Annotated in this window: 20 protein-coding genes, 1 pseudogene and 1 other annotated feature; of the genes and pseudogenes, 16 read left to right on the forward strand and 5 right to left on the reverse strand. The window is 43.1% G+C overall.

All coding sequences use genetic code 11. The annotated features are described in order from the left end of the window. Nucleotides 1-138 precede the first annotated feature (138 nt). Both yidA and HF881_RS05090 read right to left on the reverse strand, forming a co-directional pair. A complete protein-coding gene (gene yidA, locus HF881_RS05085) occupies nt 139-945 on the reverse strand; it encodes a sugar-phosphatase (protein ID WP_125448224.1) in 807 nt (268 codons plus the stop codon). A gap of 9 nt (nt 946-954) precedes the next feature. Beyond that, nucleotides 955-2,262: an HD domain-containing protein gene (locus tag HF881_RS05090; RefSeq protein ID WP_125448225.1), complete on the reverse strand. Its 1,308-nt coding sequence runs from the start codon at nt 2,260-2,262 to the stop codon at nt 955-957. A 71-nt stretch (nt 2,263-2,333) separates the two neighbouring features. Between HF881_RS05090 and HF881_RS05095 the strand changes: the two genes are divergently transcribed. After that, on the forward strand, nt 2,334-2,711 hold the full coding sequence (locus tag HF881_RS05095) for a DUF1934 domain-containing protein (RefSeq protein ID WP_125847196.1): 378 nt from the start codon (nt 2,334-2,336) through the stop codon (nt 2,709-2,711). A 24-nt stretch (nt 2,712-2,735) separates the two neighbouring features. Here the strand turns inward: HF881_RS05095 and HF881_RS05100 are convergent, their stop codons facing one another. Both HF881_RS05100 and HF881_RS05105 read right to left on the reverse strand, forming a co-directional pair. Further along, the gene (locus HF881_RS05100) at nt 2,736-3,818 is read right to left on the reverse strand and encodes a DEAD/DEAH box helicase (protein WP_125847199.1); all 1,083 of its coding nucleotides are present in this window, start codon (nt 3,816-3,818) and stop codon (nt 2,736-2,738) included. After that, nucleotides 3,808-4,791: a Gfo/Idh/MocA family oxidoreductase gene (locus HF881_RS05105; RefSeq protein WP_125847201.1), complete on the reverse strand. Its 984-nt coding sequence runs from the start codon at nt 4,789-4,791 to the stop codon at nt 3,808-3,810. Before HF881_RS05105 ends, HF881_RS05100 begins: the two co-directional genes overlap by 11 nt. Nucleotides 4,792-4,947: 156 nt before the next feature. Here HF881_RS05105 and HF881_RS05110 point away from each other — a divergent pair, with 156 nt between their 5' ends. From HF881_RS05110 to rpmA, 4 genes are all read left to right on the forward strand, one after another. After that, nucleotides 4,948-5,634, forward strand: coding sequence for a YoaK family protein (locus HF881_RS05110; protein ID WP_169446695.1), 687 nt, complete (start codon nt 4,948-4,950; stop codon nt 5,632-5,634). A 64-nt stretch (nt 5,635-5,698) separates the two neighbouring features. Next, nucleotides 5,699-5,818, forward strand: a sequence feature (ribosomal protein L21 leader region). Between the two features lie 34 nt (nt 5,819-5,852). Then, nucleotides 5,853-6,167 (forward strand): 50S ribosomal protein L21, encoded by a 315-nt coding sequence (rplU, locus tag HF881_RS05115; protein ID WP_042768360.1) that lies wholly within the window; start codon nt 5,853-5,855, stop codon nt 6,165-6,167. Nucleotides 6,168-6,182: 15 nt separating this feature from the next. Then, nucleotides 6,183-6,527, forward strand: coding sequence for a ribosomal-processing cysteine protease Prp (locus tag HF881_RS05120; RefSeq protein WP_169446696.1), 345 nt, complete (start codon nt 6,183-6,185; stop codon nt 6,525-6,527). Nucleotides 6,528-6,543: 16 nt separating this feature from the next. Then, on the forward strand, nt 6,544-6,837 hold the full coding sequence (gene rpmA / locus HF881_RS05125) for a 50S ribosomal protein L27 (protein ID WP_000916509.1): 294 nt from the start codon (nt 6,544-6,546) through the stop codon (nt 6,835-6,837). A 166-nt stretch (nt 6,838-7,003) separates the two neighbouring features. Here the strand turns inward: rpmA and HF881_RS10485 are convergent. Next, nucleotides 7,004-7,075 (reverse strand): annotated as a pseudogene (locus tag HF881_RS10485) (AraC family transcriptional regulator); the annotation flags it as partial. Between HF881_RS10485 and HF881_RS05130 the strand changes: the two are divergent. The 11 genes from HF881_RS05130 to HF881_RS05180 all read left to right on the forward strand — a co-directional run. Next, nucleotides 7,068-7,976, forward strand: coding sequence for a LysR family transcriptional regulator (locus HF881_RS05130; RefSeq protein WP_169446697.1), 909 nt, complete (start codon nt 7,068-7,070; stop codon nt 7,974-7,976). The pseudogene HF881_RS10485 and the gene HF881_RS05130 overlap by 8 nt on opposite strands. Then, nucleotides 7,973-8,440, forward strand: coding sequence for a signal peptidase II (gene lspA / locus HF881_RS05135; RefSeq protein ID WP_169446698.1), 468 nt, complete (start codon nt 7,973-7,975; stop codon nt 8,438-8,440). The genes HF881_RS05130 and lspA overlap by 4 nt, the downstream gene beginning before the upstream one ends. Continuing rightward, the gene (locus tag HF881_RS05140; RefSeq protein ID WP_169446699.1) at nt 8,424-9,323 is read left to right on the forward strand and encodes an RluA family pseudouridine synthase; all 900 of its coding nucleotides are present in this window, start codon (nt 8,424-8,426) and stop codon (nt 9,321-9,323) included. Before lspA ends, HF881_RS05140 begins: the two co-directional genes overlap by 17 nt. Before the next feature lie 101 nt (nt 9,324-9,424). Further along, nucleotides 9,425-10,534 (forward strand): glutamate 5-kinase, encoded by a 1,110-nt coding sequence (proB, locus tag HF881_RS05145; protein WP_240956786.1) that lies wholly within the window; start codon nt 9,425-9,427, stop codon nt 10,532-10,534. Nucleotides 10,535-10,543: 9 nt separating this feature from the next. Continuing rightward, nucleotides 10,544-11,806, forward strand: coding sequence for a glutamate-5-semialdehyde dehydrogenase (locus tag HF881_RS05150; RefSeq protein ID WP_169446701.1), 1,263 nt, complete (start codon nt 10,544-10,546; stop codon nt 11,804-11,806). Nucleotides 11,807-11,809: 3 nt separating this feature from the next. After that, nucleotides 11,810-12,607 carry a pyrroline-5-carboxylate reductase gene (gene proC / locus HF881_RS05155; RefSeq protein ID WP_169446702.1) on the forward strand — a complete coding sequence of 266 codons (798 nt, stop codon included), beginning with the start codon at nt 11,810-11,812 and terminating at the stop codon, nt 12,605-12,607. 120 nt (nt 12,608-12,727) lie between these two features. Further along, nucleotides 12,728-13,366, forward strand: coding sequence for a dTMP kinase (gene tmk / locus HF881_RS05160; protein WP_169446703.1), 639 nt, complete (start codon nt 12,728-12,730; stop codon nt 13,364-13,366). After that, nucleotides 13,363-14,253, forward strand: coding sequence for a DNA polymerase III subunit delta' (locus HF881_RS05165; protein ID WP_169446704.1), 891 nt, complete (start codon nt 13,363-13,365; stop codon nt 14,251-14,253). The genes tmk and HF881_RS05165 overlap by 4 nt, the downstream gene beginning before the upstream one ends. Nucleotides 14,254-14,289: 36 nt before the next feature. Continuing rightward, nucleotides 14,290-14,607, forward strand: coding sequence for a DNA replication initiation control protein YabA (gene yabA / locus HF881_RS05170; protein WP_169446705.1), 318 nt, complete (start codon nt 14,290-14,292; stop codon nt 14,605-14,607). A 2-nt stretch (nt 14,608-14,609) separates the two neighbouring features. Then, the gene (gene rsmI, locus HF881_RS05175) at nt 14,610-15,482 is read left to right on the forward strand and encodes a 16S rRNA (cytidine(1402)-2'-O)-methyltransferase (protein ID WP_169446706.1); all 873 of its coding nucleotides are present in this window, start codon (nt 14,610-14,612) and stop codon (nt 15,480-15,482) included. Nucleotides 15,483-15,862: 380 nt separating this feature from the next. Next, the coding region (locus tag HF881_RS05180) for a KxYKxGKxW signal peptide domain-containing protein (protein ID WP_169446707.1) at nt 15,863-19,857 on the forward strand (3,995 nt) is incomplete at its 3' end.

Consider the following 19,857-nt stretch of genomic DNA (forward strand, 5'->3'; position numbering starts at 1 on the left):
AGGAAGCAATACCTATTTTTGCACTCTCAAGATTTAAGTAACTGTAAAACTGCAATTTAATTTATTGATTTACCCTCATTGTGATATGTTCATACTAAAAACCGCTCTGCTGAGCGGTTTTCGTCTATTCTTACCTTTTTACAGTACCCACGTACGGATAGCATGGGCAACGCCGGATTCGTCATTAGACTTGGTGATGTATTTGGCGATTTTTTTGAGTTCTGGATTTCCATTTTCCATAACAACGGGGTTACCAACGACTTCCAGCATGGCACGGTCATTTTCTTCGTCCCCGATAGCCATGGTTTCATCTTTGGTCAATCCGAGTTTTTCAGCTAAGTGAGTGATGGCTGAACCCTTGTCTACATTCTTTTTAAGGAGTTCAAGGTAGAAAGGAGCAGATTTATTGATAGAGTAGCGTTCGTAAAATTCTGCTGGGATTTTTTCAATCGCAGCATCGAGAATTTCTGGTTCATCGATAAACATACATTTGACAATTTCCTTGCCAGCCATTTCTTCAGGAGTACGGTAGAAAATGGGCATGTTGACGAGGGTTGATTCATGCACCGTGTATTTTCCGATATTGCGATTGGCAGTATAGATACCGTCCTTGGTAATAGCGTGCATGTGGACACCGAGCTTGCGACTGAGAAATTCCATATCCAGATAATCCTCATAGGTCAAGGATTCGCTGATAATCTCATGACCAGTAGCAGTCTCTTGGACAAGGGCACCGTTGAAGGTTACCACATAGTCACCATCGTCTCTCAATTGCAAGTCATCCAGAAGTTTGGCAACACCTGCGATAGGGCGACCAGTTGCAATGACGACTTTGACACCAGCTTGTTTGGCGTCTTGAATGGCAGAAAAGACTTCCGGAGTGATCTCCTTTTTACTGTTTACTAGGGTACCATCGATATCGACGGCGATTAGTTTAATACTCATATATTTCCTCTATTCGTTCTTATTTGGGGTAAAATGATCGTTCTCAATCAAGTGTAAAAATTGCTGGGTAATGCTTGCGAAGATACTGTTTTGGTCCAACATTTCTTTTGGGAAATAGAAACGATTATCTCCGTGGCGACTGCCAGCAAGGGATTGAACGATAGGAGACAGGCTAGAGAGTTCTGCCAGATCTCCATTTTTCTGTAGAATCTCAATCTGTGTCCGTGGATTTTCAGATTCGGGACGATAGATATCATAAGGAAGGTCAAAGTTCTTATGAATGGCTGTGTAGTAGTCGGGATCAAATCCGATGTCTTCAACCAGTTGTCTCATGGTTGCGAGTCGGTCTTGATCTTCTTGAGAAAAAGTAATGGATTTGAAGACCTTACGGTTGACAAAGCGCTGCGACAAGTCTGCGAGAATCTTGTCAGGACTGGTCATCCAGAGTTGGAAGTAGGTATTCATCACGCCATCATCAAGAGCCAGATAGTCAGATAGGGTAACTCTCTTTTCAAAAAAAGGTAACAAATGTGGGGAAGTTCGTGCAAAGAAGTCCTTGTCTTCAGGAAAGAGTTCCTTGGCGCGTTTGAGGAGATTCTGTAGGAGAACTTCCATGGCGCGTGTTGCTGGGTGAAAATAAACCTGCATATACATCTGGTAGCGACTGAGAACATAGTCTTCAATGGCATGCATGCCATTGCGTTGAAAGGCGATACCATTTTCGATAGGACGAATCACTCGGAGAATTCGAGTCAGGTCAAATTCTCCGTAAGATGCTCCTGTAAAATAAGAGTCACGCAAGAGATAGTCCATGCGATCCGCATCAATCTGGCTAGAAATGAGTTGCACGACCTGCTTGTTAGGATAGGTGTGGTCAATGACACTGGCCACCTTTTCTGGAAAATCTGGCGCTACTTGAAGCAGGACTTGGTGAATCTCTGTTTCAGGGCTTTGGATGATTTCCTGAGTAATGGCCTCATGATCTGTATCAAAGAGATGTTCAAAAGTATGGGAGTAGGCACCATGCCCAAGGTCATGTAGGAGAGCAGCAGTCATAGTCAAGAGAGACTCAGCAGGATCCCATTCTTCAGGATATTTTTCTTCAAAAATCTCCGTGATACGTCGTGCAATCTCATAAACCCCCAAACAGTGGGAGAAGCGGCTGTGCTCCCCACCATGGAAGGTATAACTGGAAGTTCCTAGTTGCTTGATACGGCGCAGACGTTGAAATTCTTTTGTATTGATCAAGTCATAGATGACCTGATTGTTTACATGGATATAGTTGTGAACTGGGTCACGGAATACTTTTTCGTTCATATGACCATTATAGCAAAATCCTGCTCTTTTTGGTAAAATAGTAGGACAAGAGAGAAGAAAGAGGACCTGATGTGAAGATTCGGATGCGAAATAGGATTCAGTTTGATGAACAGTTGGAAGTCATTGACCAACTCTATGACGTGGAGGTGCGTGAAAAGGGAGATTATCGCTATCTGCTTTTCTATAATGAGGAAAAAGAAAAAGTGGTTCTCAAGTTTCATGAAGAAGAACTGGTGATGACCCGTTTCTCGAGTCCCAAAACCATCATGCGATTTCTAAAGGATAGTGATAGTTTGGCCTATATTCCTACTCCAATGGGGATGCAGGAGTTTATCATTCAGACAAGTCACTACAAACTGGATGGGCAAAAGATTGAGCTCGCCTATCAACTGCAAAACCAAGAGGGACATCCTTTTGCCAGTTATCAATTAGAAATTACTTGGGGATAAGAAAAAGGTTGGCGAATGCTAACCTTATTTGATATAGAGTTCTTGGTTTTTTAGAACAATTTCACCTACACTTGCGAATTTCTTGAGTTTTTTAAGTTCTTCAGGATGGGTTACGAGAGTGATAACATAGCCCTCTTTACCCATGCGACCTGTACGGCCAGCGCGGTGAGTGTAAGTTTCCATTTCTCTAGGAACATCAAAGTTTACGACACATTCTAGGCTATCAATATCAATCCCACGTGCCAGAAGGTCAGTTGCAAGGAGCAGGGTTAGTTGCTTGTCTTTGAACTTTTCTAAGATGACTTTTCGAAACTTAACATTGACATCGCTAGCGAGGGAAACGGCCAAGACATCGCGATACTGTAGTTTTTCCTCCGCACTTCCAAGATCTGACAAGCTGTTAAAGAAGACCAGACCACGGAAATCCTCTACATGAGCTAATTTTCGTAGCATGTCCACTCGATGACGTTGGTCTACCTGCATATAGAAATGTTGGATGTTGTCTAACTTTTGGTCAGAAAGGTCGATGGTGCGCGTGTTTGGTGCAATCTTTTCTTGGCCAAACTTGGTCGTCGCACTCATGTAGATGAGTTGGTGGTCACGAGGTGCGTAGTGAGTGATTTTTTCGACAAAGTGAATCTGAGAATCATCGAGCAATTGGTCAAATTCATCCAGGATGATGGTTTCCACATTCATCATCTTGATTTTTTTCAATTTAATCAACTCAAAGATACGGCCGGGAGTTCCAATCAGAATTTCTGGTCCTTTTTTAAGTCGCTCAATCTGGCGTTTCTGACTGGAACCTGATAAGAAGAGCTGAGCAGTCAAACCGATGGCTTCTGCCCACGTTTTACACACGTCAAAAATCTGTCCAGCCAGTTCTGTATTTGGTGCTAGAATCAAGAGTTGTTGGGCTTTTTTCTTTTTCAGTCTGAGTAGACTTGGCAAGAGGTAAGCTAGTGTCTTACCAGTTCCTGTTGGGCTCACTCCTAGGAGGTTTTCTCCAGTAAGAATGGGCTCAAATAGTTGAGTTTGAATGGGGGTGAATTCTTGGAAACCGAGCTGGTCGCTCAGTTCTTGCCATTCAGTCGGTAGTTTAGTTTTCATTTTCTGCCTCGAATCTAATGCCAGCAGTCTGGCGCATGGTATATAATAGGTCATGAACAGAACCTGCATCATCCAGCCAGTTCTGGTAAAGTGTCTGGTCTGGTTGCTGGATCATGTGTGCAAATGCAGCTGCTTCCTCAGCCATCGTATGAGGAGCCTGTTGGATAGGGAGTTGGACTTGATTTCCTTGGTGGTCGCTAAAAATAGCTGAGCGGACATGTTCAATCGTGTTAAGGGTCAAGGTTCCATCTGCTGTATAAATCTCGCAAGGAAGATTGGAAGTGATGTTTTTCCCAGCCTTAATGTGAACTTGAAAATCTGGGTAGAAGAGGATACCATCACCATTTAGGTCAATGCTATTGTCAAGCTGTTGAGCCTGATAGATCGCGTCCTGAGCTTTTCCAAAGAGGCGAACGGCAGCGTAGAGAGGATAAATCCCCAAGTCCATAAGAGCTCCGCCAGCAAAACGATCTGAAAAGACATTAGGCGTCTGTCCCGCCAACAAGTCAGGCATCTTTGATGAATATTTGGCATAGTTGAAATCTGCGCCTAAGATTTGCTTGTCTGCCAAAAAATTCTTGATAGTGGTAAAAGCTTCCTCGTGGTAGTTTCTTGCTGCTTCAAAGATAAAACAATTATTTTCCTCAGCCGTTTGAATTAGATTCAGCCATTCTTGTGGCTGAGTGACAGCTGGCTTTTCAAGAATGACGTGCTTACCAGCAGACAAGGCAGCCTTGGCTTGATCAAAATGCAAGGAGTTTGGACTAGCGATATAGACTACATCAAAGGAAGACTTAAAGAAGTCTTCTAATTGATTAAAGAGTTGGATATCCTGATACCGAGAAGCAAAGGTTGCGGCAGTTTCTAGCTTTCTAGAATAGACTGCAACTAGCTGGTATTCTCCGCTAGCATGGGCTGCTTCTATGAAATGATGGCTGATAGCCCCTGTTCCGATGACACCTAATTTAAGCATAGATACTCCTTTTCCGACTTCAAATCCTTCCTTCATTATAACATAGAAAAGAAGGACTATCCAACAGATGGTAAAAATTTTCAAATGGACTACGCATTTCTTGGAGAAAGTGGTACAATATTGAAATGAGTAAATGAAACTGAAATGGGAGAGAAAATGAGATTATTACCAATAAGAAAAATATCACGTCAGTCTAAGAGACTAGCGCTTTTTTTGACTTTTTGTGCAGGATATGTCGATGCCTATACCTTTATCGTTCGAGGGAACACCCTTGTGGCTGGACAAACCGGGAATGTTGTTTTTCTCTCTGTAGGACTCATTCAACAGAATGTCTCGGATGCCAGTGCTAAAGTAATGACTTTGTTTTTCTTTATGATGGGTGTTTTTTTTCTGACATTGTATAAGGAAAAACTACGAATTGTTAAAAAGCCGATTTTGTCCTTGATTCCACTTGCAATCCTGTCCTTAATTATAGGTTTTGTGCCACAAACGGTTGATAATATCTATCTCGTACCGCCATTGGCCTTCTGTATGGGACTGGTGACAACTGCTTTTGGAGAAGTGTCAGGTATTGCCTATAATAATGCTTTTATGACAGGGAATATCAAACGAACCATGTTAGCTTTTGGGGATTATTTCCGAACCAAACATACGCCTTTCCTACGAGAGGGCTTGATTTTTGTTAGCTTGCTTAGCAGTTTTGTCTTTGGAGTCATTTTTTCGGCTTATTTGACGATTTACTATCAGGAGAAGACAATTCTAGGTATTCCTCTTATGATGAGTATCTTTTACTTCAGCATGCTTTTTGCTTCTTGGAGGAAAAAAGGGAAAGAAAAAGCTTAAATTTGATTGATTTTACTTGTAAGAAAAAAGAAGATATGCTATACTTAAAGAGTTGACTATGCACAATCCTGTGCAACCGCACGAACATCGTTGCTCGTCGTATAACAAATTTAAATTTTGTTATACTTAGAGCTCTTCTTTTAAGTGGTTCGTCCCACGATGCTAGGCGAGTCTTCACAAAAATACGGGGAAACCCTAAAAATCATAGGAGGTGCATAATGAGCACATACGCAATTATCAAAACTGGCGGAAAACAAGTTAAAGTTGAAGTTGGTCAAGCAGTTTACGTTGAAAAATTGAACGTTGAAGCTGGTCAAGAAGTTACTTTTAACGAAGTTGTTCTTGTTGGTGGTGAAAACACTGTTGTCGGAACTCCACTTGTTGCTGGAGCTACTGTAGTTGGAACTGTTGAAAAACAAGGAAAACAAAAGAAAGTTGTTACTTACAAGTACAAACCTAAAAAAGGTAGCCACCGTAAACAAGGTCACCGTCAACCATATACAAAAGTTGTCATCAACGTGATCAACGCTTAATTTTAAGGAGAACACATGATACAAGCAGTCTTTGAGAGAGCCGAAGATGGCGAGCTGAGGAGTGCGGAAATTATTGGACACGCCGAAAGTGGCGAATACGGCTTAGATGTCGTGTGTGCATCGGTTTCTACGCTTGCCATTAACTTTATCAATTCCATTGAGAAATTTGCAGGCTATGAACCAATCTTAGAATTAAACGAAGATGAAGGTGGCTATCTAAAGGTTGAAATACCAGCGGATCTTCCTTCACACCAGAGAGAAATGACGCAGTTATTCTTCGAATCATTTTTCTTAGGTATGGCAAACTTATCGGAGAACTCTTCTGAGTTCGTCCAAACCAGAGTTATCACAGAAAACTAACACGGAGGAAAACATTATGTTAAAAATGACTCTTAACAACTTGCAACTTTTCGCCCACAAAAAAGGTGGAGGTTCTACATCAAACGGACGTGATTCACAAGCGAAACGTCTTGGAGCTAAAGCAGCTGACGGACAAACTGTAACAGGTGGATCAATCCTTTACCGTCAACGTGGTACACACATCTATCCAGGTGTAAATGTTGGACGTGGTGGGGACGATACTTTGTTCGCTAAAGTTGAAGGCGTAGTACGCTTTGAACGTAAAGGTCGCGATAAGAAACAAGTTTCTGTTTACCCAATCGCAAAATAAAAAGGTTCAGTGAACCTTTTTATCCCGAGCCTTAAAATGAAAAGGCGAGGAAGCTAGAAGTAGCATAAAATAAGGCTTTCCGAGTTTTTCGGAGAGCCTATTTTTTTGTTTTGGTACCCATAATTCTTTGTTACTAGTGTAGATGAATTTTATGAGTGACATTATTTTTCCTAGGTGGAAAACTTCTAAAATATGGTATAATAAACAGATAGAGAAGTTGGGGGTAGAAGATGAATATTCAACAATTACGCTATGTTGTTGCTATTGCTAATAGCGGTACTTTCCGTGAAGCTGCTGAAAAGATGTATGTTAGTCAGCCGAGTCTGTCTATTTCTGTGCGCGATTTGGAAAAGGAGCTGGGTTTTAAGATTTTCCGTCGGACGAGTTCGGGAACGTTTTTGACTCGTCGTGGAATGGAATTTTACGAGAAAGCGCAGGAATTGGTCAAAGGATTTGATGTTTTTCAAAATCAGTATGCCAATCCTGAAGAAGATAAGGATGAATTTTCCATTGCCAGTCAGCACTATGACTTCTTGCCACCTACCATTACGGCTTTTTCAGAGCGCCATCCTGACTATAAGAACTTTCGTATTTTTGAGTCTACTACAGTTCAAATCCTTGATGAAGTAGCTCAGGGGCACAGTGAGATTGGGATTATCTACCTCAACAATCAAAATCAAAAGGGAATTATGCAACGGATTGAAAAGTTAGGTCTCGAAGTCATTGAGCTGATTCCTTTTCAAACTCACATCTATCTGCGTGAAGGACATCCCTTGGCGGAAAAAGAAGAACTGGTCATGGAGGATTTAGCTGACTTACCAACAGTTCGCTTTACTCAGGAAAAGGACGAGTACCTTTACTATTCAGAGAACTTTGTAGATACCAGCGCGAGCTCACAGATGTTCAATGTGACGGACCGTGCTACTTTGAATGGTATTTTGGAGCGGACTGACGCCTATGCGACAGGTTCAGGATTTTTAGATAGTGACAGTGTCAATGGGATTACAGTCATTCGTCTCAAGGATAATCTAGATAACCGCATGGTCTATGTCAAACGGGAAGAAGTGGAGCTTAGCCAAGCTGGTACTCTTTTCGTTGAGGTTATGCAAGAATATTTTGATCAGAAGAGGAAATCATGAAAAAAAGAGGAATAGTAGCAGTCATTGTACTGCTTTTGATTGGGCTGGATCAGTTGGTTAAAAATTATGTTGTCCAGCAGATTCCACTGGGTGAAGTGCGTTCGTGGATCCCCAATCTCGTTAGCTTGACCTATCTGCAAAATAGAGGGGCAGCCTTCTCCATGCTGCAAGATCAGCAGTGGTTATTTGCTGTCATTACACTGGTCGTTATGGTCGGTGCCATTTGGTATTTACATAAACACATGGACGATTCTCTCTGGTTAGTTTTTGGACTGACCCTGATAATAGCGGGAGGTCTGGGCAACTTTATCGACAGAATGAGTCAAGGTTTTGTGGTGGATATGTTTCACCTAGACTTTATCAACTTTGCGATTTTCAATGTTGCTGACAGCTATTTGACAGTTGGTGTGATTGTTTTATTGATTGCAATGCTTAAAGAGGAAGTAAATGGAAATAAAAATTGAAACTGGTGGGCAACGTCTAGACAAGGCTCTGTCAGATCTGACAGAATTGTCACGCAGTCTCGCGAATGAACAAATCAAGGCTGGACAAGTTTTGGTGAATGGGCAAGCCAAGAAAGCAAAATACACTGTCCAAGAGGGGGATATCATCACCTACCATGTGCCAGAACCAGAGGTTTTAGAATATGTGGCTGAGAATCTGCCGCTCGAGATTATCTACCAAGATGAGGATGTAGCCGTTGTTAACAAATCTCAAGGCATGGTGGTCCATCCGAGCGCCGGTCATACAAGTGGAACCTTGGTCAATGCCCTCATGTACCATATCAAGGACTTGTCAGGTATCAATGGTGTTCTGCGACCGGGTATCGTTCACCGTATTGATAAGGACACGTCTGGTCTCCTTATGATTGCGAAGAATGACGAGGCACACTTGGCACTTGCCCAAGAACTCAAGGATAAGAAGTCTCTACGTAAATACTGGGCGATTGTTCATGGCAATCTGCCCAATGATCGTGGTGTGATTGAAGCTCCGATTGGTCGTAGTGAAAAAGATCGTAAGAAACAGGCAGTGACTGCTAAAGGGAAGCCAGCAGTGACTCGTTTTCAAGTCTTGGAACGCTTTGGAGATTATAGTTTGCTAGAGTTGCAACTGGAAACAGGGCGTACCCACCAAATCCGTGTTCATATGGCTTATATTGGCCATCCAGTCGCTGGGGATGAGGTCTATGGTCCTCGTAAAACCCTGAAAGGACATGGGCAATTTCTCCATGCCAAGACTCTAGGTTTTACCCATCCGAGAACAGGTGAAACCTTGGAATTTACAGCAGATATTCCAGAGATTTTTAAAGAAACGCTGGAAAGATTGCGTAAAACTGAGAATAGATAGAAGAGTTGAGATGCCTTGTCTCAACCTTTTTCATTTCAAGTCTTTTCTATTTTAAAGTATTCATGTTATAATGGATAAATATGAAGAATCGGAGTGAGAATATGAACTACAAACGAATCGTCTTTAAGGTGGGGACTTCGTCCTTGACAAATGAAGACGGGAGTTTATCAAGAGGTAAAGTAAAGGTAATTACCCAACAATTAGCTATGTTGCATGAGGCTGGGCATGAGTTGATTTTGGTTTCATCTGGGGCAGTAGCGGCTGGTTTTGGAGCTTTGGGCTTTAAAAAACGTCCGACCAAGATTGCTGATAAGCAGGCTTCGGCTGCAGTAGGACAAGGTTTGCTCCTAGAAGAATACACAACCAACCTCCTCATGCGTCAAATCGTCTCTGCGCAAATCTTGCTAACACAGGATGATTTTGTAGATAAACGTCGTTATAAGAACGCCCACCAGGCTTTGTCTGTATTGCTTCATCGTGGTGCCATTCCTATCATCAATGAGAACGACAGTGTCGTTATTGATGAGCTCAAGGTTGGGGACAATGATACTCTGAGTGCCCAAGTGGCGGCTATGGTGCAGGCAGATCTCTTGGTTCTCTTGACGGATGTGGACGGTCTCTATACTGGAAATCCCAACTCAGATCCAACAGCCAAACGTCTTGAGAAAATCGAGACTATCAATCGTGAGATTATTGATATGGCTGGTGGAGCAGGTTCGTCTAATGGTACAGGTGGTATGTTGACTAAGATAAAGGCGGCTACGATCGCAACGGAGTCAGGGGTGCCAGTCTATATTTGCTCGTCCCTGAAATCAGATGCCTTGATTGAGGCGGCGGACGAGACCAAGGATGGTTCCTTCTTTGTTGCGCAAGAGAAGGGCCTTCGTACTCAGAAACAATGGTTGGCTTTTTATGCTCAAAGTCAAGGAACGATTTGGGTAGATGGTGGAGCTGCAGAAGCACTTTCAAAAAACGGAAAAAGTCTCCTTTTATCAGGTGTGGTAGAAGTGGAAGGGAACTTCTCTTACCATGATATTGTCACAGTAGCAGATAAAGAAACAGGTCAATCTCTTGGAAAGGGACGTGTCCAATTTGGTGTCTCAGCCCTAGAAGATATGCTCCGTTCTCAAAAAGCTAAGGGAGTCTTGATTCACCGTGATGACTGGATTTCCATCACTCCTGAAATCCAGCTACTCTTTACAGAATTTTAGAGGTGAAAAATGGTAAGTACACAAGCACAATTTGAACAAGTAAAGGCTGTTAAAAAGTCAATTAACACTGCTAGTGAAACAGTGAAAAATCAAGCCCTGCTAGCTATGGCTGATCACTTATTGGCAGCTACTGAGGAGATTCTAGCGGCAAATGCCCTTGATATGGCAGCAGCCAAGGGGAAAATCTCAGATGTCATGCTGGATCGTCTTTATTTGGATGCAGGGCGAATCCAAGCGATGGCAAGAGGGATTCGTGAAGTGGTTGCTTTACCAGATCCCATTGGTGAAGTCTTAGAAACCAATCATCTTGAAAATGGCTTGCTAATTACCAAGAAACGTGTGGCTATGGGTGTTATCGGTATTATCTATGAAAGCCGTCCAAATGTGACGTCGGATGCAGCTGCCTTGGCTCTCAAGAGTGGAAATGCAGTCGTTCTTCGTAGTGGTAAGGACGCCTACCAAACAGCTCATGCTATTGTCACAGCCTTGAAGAAGGGTTTGGATACGACTACCATTCATCCTGATGTGATTCAACTAGTAGAAGATACTAGTCGAGAAAGTAGCTATACCATGATGAAGGCCAAGGGTTATCTAGACCTTCTCATTCCTCGTGGAGGGGCTGGCTTGATCAATGCTGTGGTTGAAAATGCTATCGTACCTGTTATCGAGACAGGAACTGGAATTGTCCATGTCTATGTGGACAAGGATGCCGATGAAGACAAGGCTCTGTCTATCATCAACAATGCTAAAACCAGTCGTCCTTCTGTCTGCAATGCTATGGAGGTTTTGCTGGTTCATGAAGACAAGGCAACAAGCTTCCTTCCTCGCTTGGAGCAAGTGCTGGTTGCAGATCGAAAAGAAGCTGGACTGGAATCAATTCAATTCCGTCTGGATAGCAAAGCAAGTCAGTTTGTTTCAGGTCTAGCAGCTGAGGCCCAAGACTTTGATACCGAGTTTTTAGACTATGTCCTAGCGGTTAAGGTTGTGAGTAGTTTAGAAGAAGCGGTTGCGCATATTGAAGCCCACAGCACCCATCATTCGGATGCCATTGTGACGGAAAATGCTGAAGCTGCAACTTACTTTACAGATCAAGTAGATTCAGCAGCGGTTTATGTCAATGCTTCAACACGTTTCACTGATGGAGGCCAATTTGGTCTTGGGTGTGAGATGGGGATTTCAACTCAGAAACTGCACGCGCGTGGGCCAATGGGCTTGAAAGAGTTGACCAGCTACAAGTATGTAGTTACTGGTGACGGACAGATAAGGGAGTAAGAGATGAAAATTGGATTTATCGGTTTGGGAAATATGGGAGCTAGTTTGGCCAAGGCTGTTTTGCAGGCCAAGACGGGTGAACAGATTCTCCTTGCCAATCGTAGTCAAGCTAAAGTAGATGCTTTCATCTCTAACTTCGGTGGTCAGGCTTCCAGCAATGAAGAAATTTTTGCAGAAGCAGATGTGATTTTTCTAGGAGTTAAGCCTGCTCAGTTCTCAGACTTACTTTCTCAATATCAGACTATCCTTGAAAAACGAGAAAGTCTTCTTTTGATTTCCATGGCAGCTGGATTGACCTTGGGAAAACTGGCAAGTCTTCTGCCAAGTCAACACCGAATCATTCGCATCATGCCCAATACTCCAGTGGCTATCGGGCAAGGAGTGATTAGTTATGCCATGTCAGCGAACTGTTGTGCTGAGGACAGTGAACTCTTTTGTCAGCTCTTAGCCAAGGCTGGTCTCTTGGTTGAGCTGGGAGATGGCTTAATCGATGCGGCGACAGGTCTCGCAGGTTGTGGACCAGCTTTTGTCTATCTCTTTATCGAGGCTTTGGCAGATGCGGGTGTAAAGACAGGATTGCCACGAGAAATGGCTTTGGAAATGGCAGCCCAAACAGTAGTCGGCGCAGGACAAATGGTTCTCGAAAGCCAAAAGCATCCTGGAGTCTTGAAAGACCAAGTTTGTAGCCCAGGAGGTTCGACTATCGCTGGTGTAGCAAGTCTGGAAGAACATGCCTTTAGAGGTACCGTCATGGACGCAGTTCATCAAGCTTATAAACGAACACAAGAACTAGGTAAATAAGAGGTTGGATGACTCCCAGCCTCTTTTATGGTTGATTGAATGGAGAAGACGCAAAAAGATTGTCACAAAAACCTATTTTTTTGATAGAATAGAAGGTAGAAAAAAAGAAATGAGTTAGACATGTCAAAAGGATTTTTAGTCTCTCTTGAGGGACCAGAGGGAGCAGGAAAGACCAGTGTTTTAGAGGCTTTACTCCCAATTTTAGAGGAAAAAGGAGTAGAGGTGATGACGACCCGTGAGCCAGGCGGAGTCTTGATTGGAGAGAAGATTCGTCAAGTGATTTTGGACCCAAGTCATACTCAGATGGATCCTAAAACAGAGCTCCTTCTCTATATCGCCAGTCGCAGACAGCACTTGGTGGAAAAAGTTCTGCCTGCTCTTCAAGCTGGTAAGTTGGTCATTATGGACCGCTTTATCGATAGTTCCGTTGCTTATCAGGGATTTGGTCGTGGCTTGGATATTGAAGCCATTGATTGGCTCAATCACTTTGCAACAGATGGTCTCAAACCCGATTTGACACTCTATTTCGACATCGAGGTGGAAGAAGGACTGGCTCGCATTGCTGCTAATAGCAATCGTGAGGTCAATCGTTTGGACTTGGAAGGTTTGGACTTGCACAAAAAAGTCCGTCAAGGTTACCTTTCTCTTCTGGAAAAAGAAGGAAATCGTATTGTCAAGATTGATGCCAGTCTTCCTTTGGAGCAAGTTGTGGAAACTACCAAAACTGTCTTGTTTGACAGAATGGGCTTGGCTAAATGAAACAAGATCAACTCAAGGCTTGGCAACCAGACCAGTTTGACCGCTTTGTCCGTATTCTAGAACAAGACCAGCTCAATCACGCCTACCTTTTTTCAGGTTTCTTTGGAAGCTTGGAAATGGTGCAGTTTTTGGCTAAGAGCCTCTTTTGTACGGATAAAGTAGGCGTTCTACCATGTGAGAAATGCCGAAACTGCAAGCTGATTGAACAGGAAGAATTTCCCGATGTTACCTTGATTAAGCCAGTCAATCAGGTCATCAAGACAGAACGGATTCGAGAATTGGTGGGGCAGTTTTCCCAAGCAGGGATTGAAAGCCAGCAACAGGTCTTTATTATCGAGCAGGCGGAAAAAATGCATCCCAACGCAGCCAATTCTCTGCTCAAGGTCATCGAAGAACCCCAGAGTGAGGTTTATATTTTCTTCTTAACCAGCGATGAGGAAAAGATTTTACCGACCATCCGTAGTCGGACGCAGATTTTCCACTTTAAAAAGCAGGAAGAAAAGCTCATCCATCAATTAGAACAAGCAGGTCTGGTCAAGAAAAAAGCGACTCTCTTAGCCCAGTTTTGTCAATCACGAGCTGAAGCAGAAAAGTTGGCAAATCAGGCAAGCTTTTGGACTATAGTTGATGAAAGCGAGCGCTTACTGACCTGGTTAGTAGCCAAGAAAAAAGAGAGTTATTTGCAGGTAGCCAAATTAGCCAGCTTGGCAGATGACAAGGAAAAACAAGATCAGGTCTTGCGAATCCTCGAAGTCCTCTGTGGACAGGAACTCTTGCAAGCAAGGATCCGACAGATTTTACAAGATTTGCTAGAAGCTAGAAAGATGTGGCAGGCTAATGTCAGCTTTCAAAATGCCATGGAATATCTGGTCTTGAAAGAAATATAAACTCAATGAAGGATAAAGAAAGGAAAGGGCTGGTTTATGGATAAAAAAGAATTATTTGATGCGCTGGACGATTTTTCCCAACAGTTATTGGTGACCTTGGCTGATGTGGAAGTCATCAAGAAAAATCTCAAGAGCCTGGTAGAGGAAAATACAGCTCTTCGCTTGGAAAATAGTAAGTTGCGCGAACGCTTGGGCGAGGTGGAAGCAGATACTCCCGTCAAGGCCAAGCATGTTCGTGAAAGCGTCCGTCGGATCTATAAAGACGGGTTTCACGTATGTAATGATTTTTACGGACAACGCCGAGAGCAGGACGAGGAATGTATGTTCTGTGATGAGTTGTTATACAGGGAGTAGGCATGCAGATTCAAAAAAGTTTTAAGGAGCAGTCTCCCTACGGCAAGCTTTACCTAGTAGCAACGCCGATTGGCAATCTAGATGACATGACCTTTCGTGCCATCCAGACTCTGAAAGAGGCGGACTGGATTGCGGCTGAGGACACGCGCAATACAGGGCTTTTGCTCAAGCATTTTGATATTTCGACCAAGCAGATCAGTTTTCATGAGCACAATGCCAAGGAAAAAATTCCTGATTTGATTGGTTTTCTGAAGGCGGGGCAAAGTATTGCTCAGGTTTCTGATGCGGGTCTGCCTAGCATCTCGGATCCTGGTCACGATTTAGTCAAGGCAGCCATCGAGGAAGAGATTGCTGTTGTCACAGTTCCAGGTGCCAGTGCGGGGATTTCGGCCTTGATTGCCAGTGGTTTGGCTCCACAACCACATATCTTTTATGGTTTTTTACCGAGAAAATCAGGTCAGCAAAAGCAATTTTTCGACTTGAAAAAAGACTATCCAGAAACTCAGATTTTCTACGAATCACCCCATCGTGTAGCGGATACGCTGGAAAATATGCTAGAAGTCTACGGTGACCGCTCGGTAGTCTTGGTTAGAGAATTAACCAAAATCTATGAAGAATACCAAAGAGGAAAAATCTCTGAATTGCTGGAAAGCATGGCTGAAACTCCACCCAAAGGCGAGTGCCTTCTCATCGTTGAAGGTGCCAGTCAGGATGTGGAGGAAAAAGACGAGGAGGACTTGTTCTTAGAAATCCAATCCCGTATCCAGCAAGGCATGAAGAGAAATCAAGCCATAAAAGAAGTTGCTAAACTCTACCAGCGGAATAAAAGTCAGCTCTATGCTGCCTACCACGACTGGGAAGAAAATCAATCTTAACGATAGGGAAATGAGTCCAGTTTTAATCAATTCTGAGACCTCAGTTTAAGAAAAAATCAGTATTTATAAAGAACAGTGTAATCCTTTTACACTGCTTTTCTATTGCAGAAATAAATTTGCTATATTGAAATTAAAAATCTTGAAAAGAAGCTTCAAATTTGATAGAATTGAGGCTGGTGTATACTGGAGTAAAACACATATAAAAGTGCATCTCTTTTATACCAATTAACCATCGAATTTTATCAAAAAACTCTTGAAAAGCCATTGACTGACTAGGCTTGATGCCTGTGTTTCCGTGAAATTCTTACTTAAGTATCACGCTTTGTTAATGATCATGAGGTTAACAAAGAGTGGAATTTTTAAAAAAGGAAAGGAATAGAATGTTTCGAAGTAAAAAATTTAACAAAGATTTCGAGATCGTAGATGAGAAAAAGCGCTATAAGCTTTACAAATCGGGGAAAAACTGGGTAAAAGCCTCGAATTCCCAACTGGATCTCTTCCGTATCGGTGGGATGGGAGAAGTTGTCTCGACTAGCCTATCTGAAACTGAAGAACTTGACCACGCTCACTTGAATGCCAACACGCTTGCAGGTATAGGGGCCATCTTAGCCGCCGGGGCCGCAGGTTTTGTTGTAACTCAAGAGCAAACTGTATATGCAGATGAGACATCTGAGTACAAGGAAACTGGTAAGGCAGTCATCGCAACTGAGCCCCAAGCTGATGCGACAACTGAAGCCAGCAATAACTCTATCATTGCCCAAGCACAAGCAGAAGTGAAGGAACAAGCAGAGCAAGACTCTGTATCTGTTTCTGAGTCAGTCAGTCAATCTGTAAGTGCTTCTCTTTCGACAAGCGTTTCTGTATCAGCTAGTCTATCAGCAAGTGCGTCAGCTAGCAGTTCAGTTACTACCAGCCAGTCAGCTGTAAGTCCTGCTTCTGAGTCAGCCTCTGTTAGTGAAACTCCATCGCAATCAGCGAGTGTGCAAGCATCTGCCTCAACTCCTGTCTCTGAGTCAGCATCTGCTAGCGCTCAACCTGCTCCTTCAGTAAGTGTCCAAACTTCAGCATCTCTAGCTGAAAGCACTAGCTCTGTTAGCGAGTCAGAAGTTCAAACCTCTGTCTCAACTTCGACCTCAGAATCCCTTGATGTCAAGACTGCTCCTGCTGAGAGCCTTGCGACCAGCAAGCTAGGTGACGCCTTGTCAAGCGCAACCCAACTCAGCAGCCAAGTGGCAACAACTAGCAATAACCTAGCCGCTGGTGTGATCGCTGATAAGAATCAAGCCCAAGGCAAGGATGCGCTCAAACAAGCTGAGAAGAGTCAAACGGTAGATAAGACCGTGACCACTTCACCAAAAGAGTCTGTCAGTGCTTCTGCTAGTGCCAGTCAATCAACAAGTGGATCGAATGTTTCTGTAGTGTCAAGTTTGTCTGTTGAACAGAGTGGATCGACGACAGCAATTGACCAGCAACCTTCTACTTCAAAAGAAGCAAAGAACCTTGAAATTGACTCAGCTGAATTAAAAATAACTGAAATTACTGGTAAGAATAGTGTTAGTGGAGTTCAATCAACTTCTGTCACAACTAGCTTAATTGAAGCTGCTGCGGTTGCAATAGCATCTTCAGAAGTCACTGCTAAACAACAAGAAGAAAACCGTAGGAAGTTGACCAATCTTTCAGCTGAAATAGGTGACTATCTAGCAAAAGCGGTTGATTTACCAAATACGGATTCAGCTCTTGCTAAGGCCAATGCTGCAGTAACAGAAATTGAAAAAGCCCTGACTGATCCAACTAGTGATTTAACAACAGTATTGCAAAAAGCTACTTCAGCGCGTAATTCGATTGTCAATGCTGTGTTGGCGGCTAATTCTGGTGTACACGATGTACGAAATGGGACAGTGATTACTAGAGGGGCACACCTACGTGCAGCTTCTAATCCACCTACAATCTCTATGCCATCTAATATCACAATTTATAATGATGAATCAGTTAATTTCCAGATAAGGCTGAATGATGATAAAGGGATGGATAAAATCACGGCTTCCCCATCCAATGCTATTATTACAGGTTTACATGCACCGAACTATCCAACTAGCAAGAAAGGGGGATTTGGAGATCTATCCACCTATGATCAATGGGGGAATAAATCAGGTGCCCAAACCACATACACTATTAACATAATAGGGACGGTGGGTCGTGAAAACGGAACTTGGAAACCCTATAAGCCTGGTACCTATGTTCTGGAGTACACAGTAAGAGATATTCATGGCCTGACTGCGACAGCACGTACGAATTTCCATATCAAAGGCTTCAACGAACGCCACAACCCAGTTAGTGGGGATACCGTTATTGTTAAGAATCTCTCTTCTTTGACTGTAAGTGAACGCAATCAAGTACTTGAAAAATTTAAAGAAAAAAACCAGTCGCTTTTATCTGGTAGTGATTTTACGAAAGATGGCGTAACCGGAACGATTGCGGTAGCTGAAAATGGGAATATTACCATTACCTACCGTGATAATACTACAACTGTTATCCCAGCTAATGTGGATGCTGTTCCAGTTCCAAGTGCGACGGTGACTCGTAACGGTCAAACTCTAACACCTGTAAATGGCAACTATATTGTGTACGCAGGAGACGATATTCAAATTAATTTCACTGCTACAGATAATAGCGGGCAATTATCAGAATTTAAGATCGTTTCAAATGCAGATGCAAATGGCTCAGCCCTTGGAAGTAATTTCTTTGAAGATAATAAATATGGGACGGGAACTGTAGAGCATTTAACGGGGAATATCACAGCGACTACTGCTAGTCCAGCCCGTATTACTGTAAGAGCTCATTTGAATGATAATCTAGAGTATGATAAAAATGGTAGAAATAGTTGGCAACGCAATGCAGTAGCAACGGATAAGGCTGGTAATAGTAATAGTGCAGGAAATGATTCACCGGGCAATGTCCGTATTGTGCAAGGTAGGCTGACAGATATTATGGAAGGGGTAGCACCGACTGAAACCTTCCAGGTAGAGAATGTTTCTCAATTAAAACCTCAAGAAAAAACTCGTATATTGGCGGCTGTTGAGAAACTAAACAATAAGCAGGAAAAACGTATTGATTCCTTTACTATTAGTAACAATGGAACAGTTACCATTATCTATAAAGATAAGACTACGGATACGTTTACTGTAAAACTTTCTGATAGTGAGTATAAGAGTAGCAGTGCTTCAACTAGTCTAAGTCAAAGACAGTCAACCAGTGCCTCAGCGAGTGCATCGGTAAGCGCCAGCACTTCAGCGAGCGCATCTGCCTCAACGAGAGCATCCGTTTCTGCAAGAATGTCAGCAAGTGCGTCTGCCTCAACCAGTGCCTCAGTAAGTGCTAGTACATCAGCGAGTGCGTCGGCTTCAACGAGCGCCAGCCGTTCAGTTTCTGCTAGCCAGAGCTTGTCTACTTCCTTGCGCAATAGCCAATCGGCATCGATGAGCGCCAGCCGCTCGGTTTCAGCGAGAAATAGTGTTTCGGCCTCAGTAAGCGGTAGTCAGTCTGTAAGTACAAGTCAATCAATTTCGTTGAGTAAGAGTGCATCAACTTCCTTGAGTGGCAGTCAATCCGTTTCATTGAGCAAGAGTGTTTCAGTTTCGCTGAGCACAAGTCGTTCGCTTTCAGCGAGCAAGAGTGTTTCCAGCTCGGTGAGTGCGAACCAGTCTGTTTCAACAAGCCAAAGCGCTTCAGCATCAGTATCAGCTAGCCAATCAGCTAGCGCATCAGTAAGCTCAAGTCAATCTGTTTTAGTAAGCGCAAGCACTTCAGCATCAGTAAGTGCAAGCGAATCAGCAAGCGCATCAGTAAGCTCAAGTGAATCAACTTCAGCATCAGTATCAGCAAGCGCATCAGTAAGCTCAAGTGAATCAGCTTCAGCATCAGTATCTGCAAGTGAATCAGCTTCAGCATCAGTATCAGCAAGCCAAAGCGCTTCAGCATCTGTATCAGCAAGCCAATCAGCAAGCGCATCAGTAAGCTCAAGTGAATCAGCTTCAGCGTCTGTAAGTGCAAGTCAAAGCGCTTCAGCATCTGTATCAGCAAGTGAATCAGCTTCAGCATCAGTAAGCTCAAGTCAATCAACTTCAGCGTCTGTAAGTGCAAGCCAATCAGCTAGCGCATCAGTAAGCTCAAGTCAATCAACTAGCGCATCAGTATCTGCAAGCCAATCAGCTAGCGCATCAGTAAGCTCAAGTGAATCAGCTTCAGCATCAGTATCTGCAAGTCAAAGTACTTCAGCATCAGTATCTGCAAGTGAATCAGCTTCAGCATCAGTATCTGCAAGTCAAAGTACTTCAGCATCAGTATCTGCAAGTGAATCAGCTTCAGCATCAGTATC

Origin of the sequence: Streptococcus sp. WB01_FAA12, from assembly GCF_012843315.1 — a bacterium.
Lineage (GTDB): Bacteria > Bacillota > Bacilli > Lactobacillales > Streptococcaceae > Streptococcus.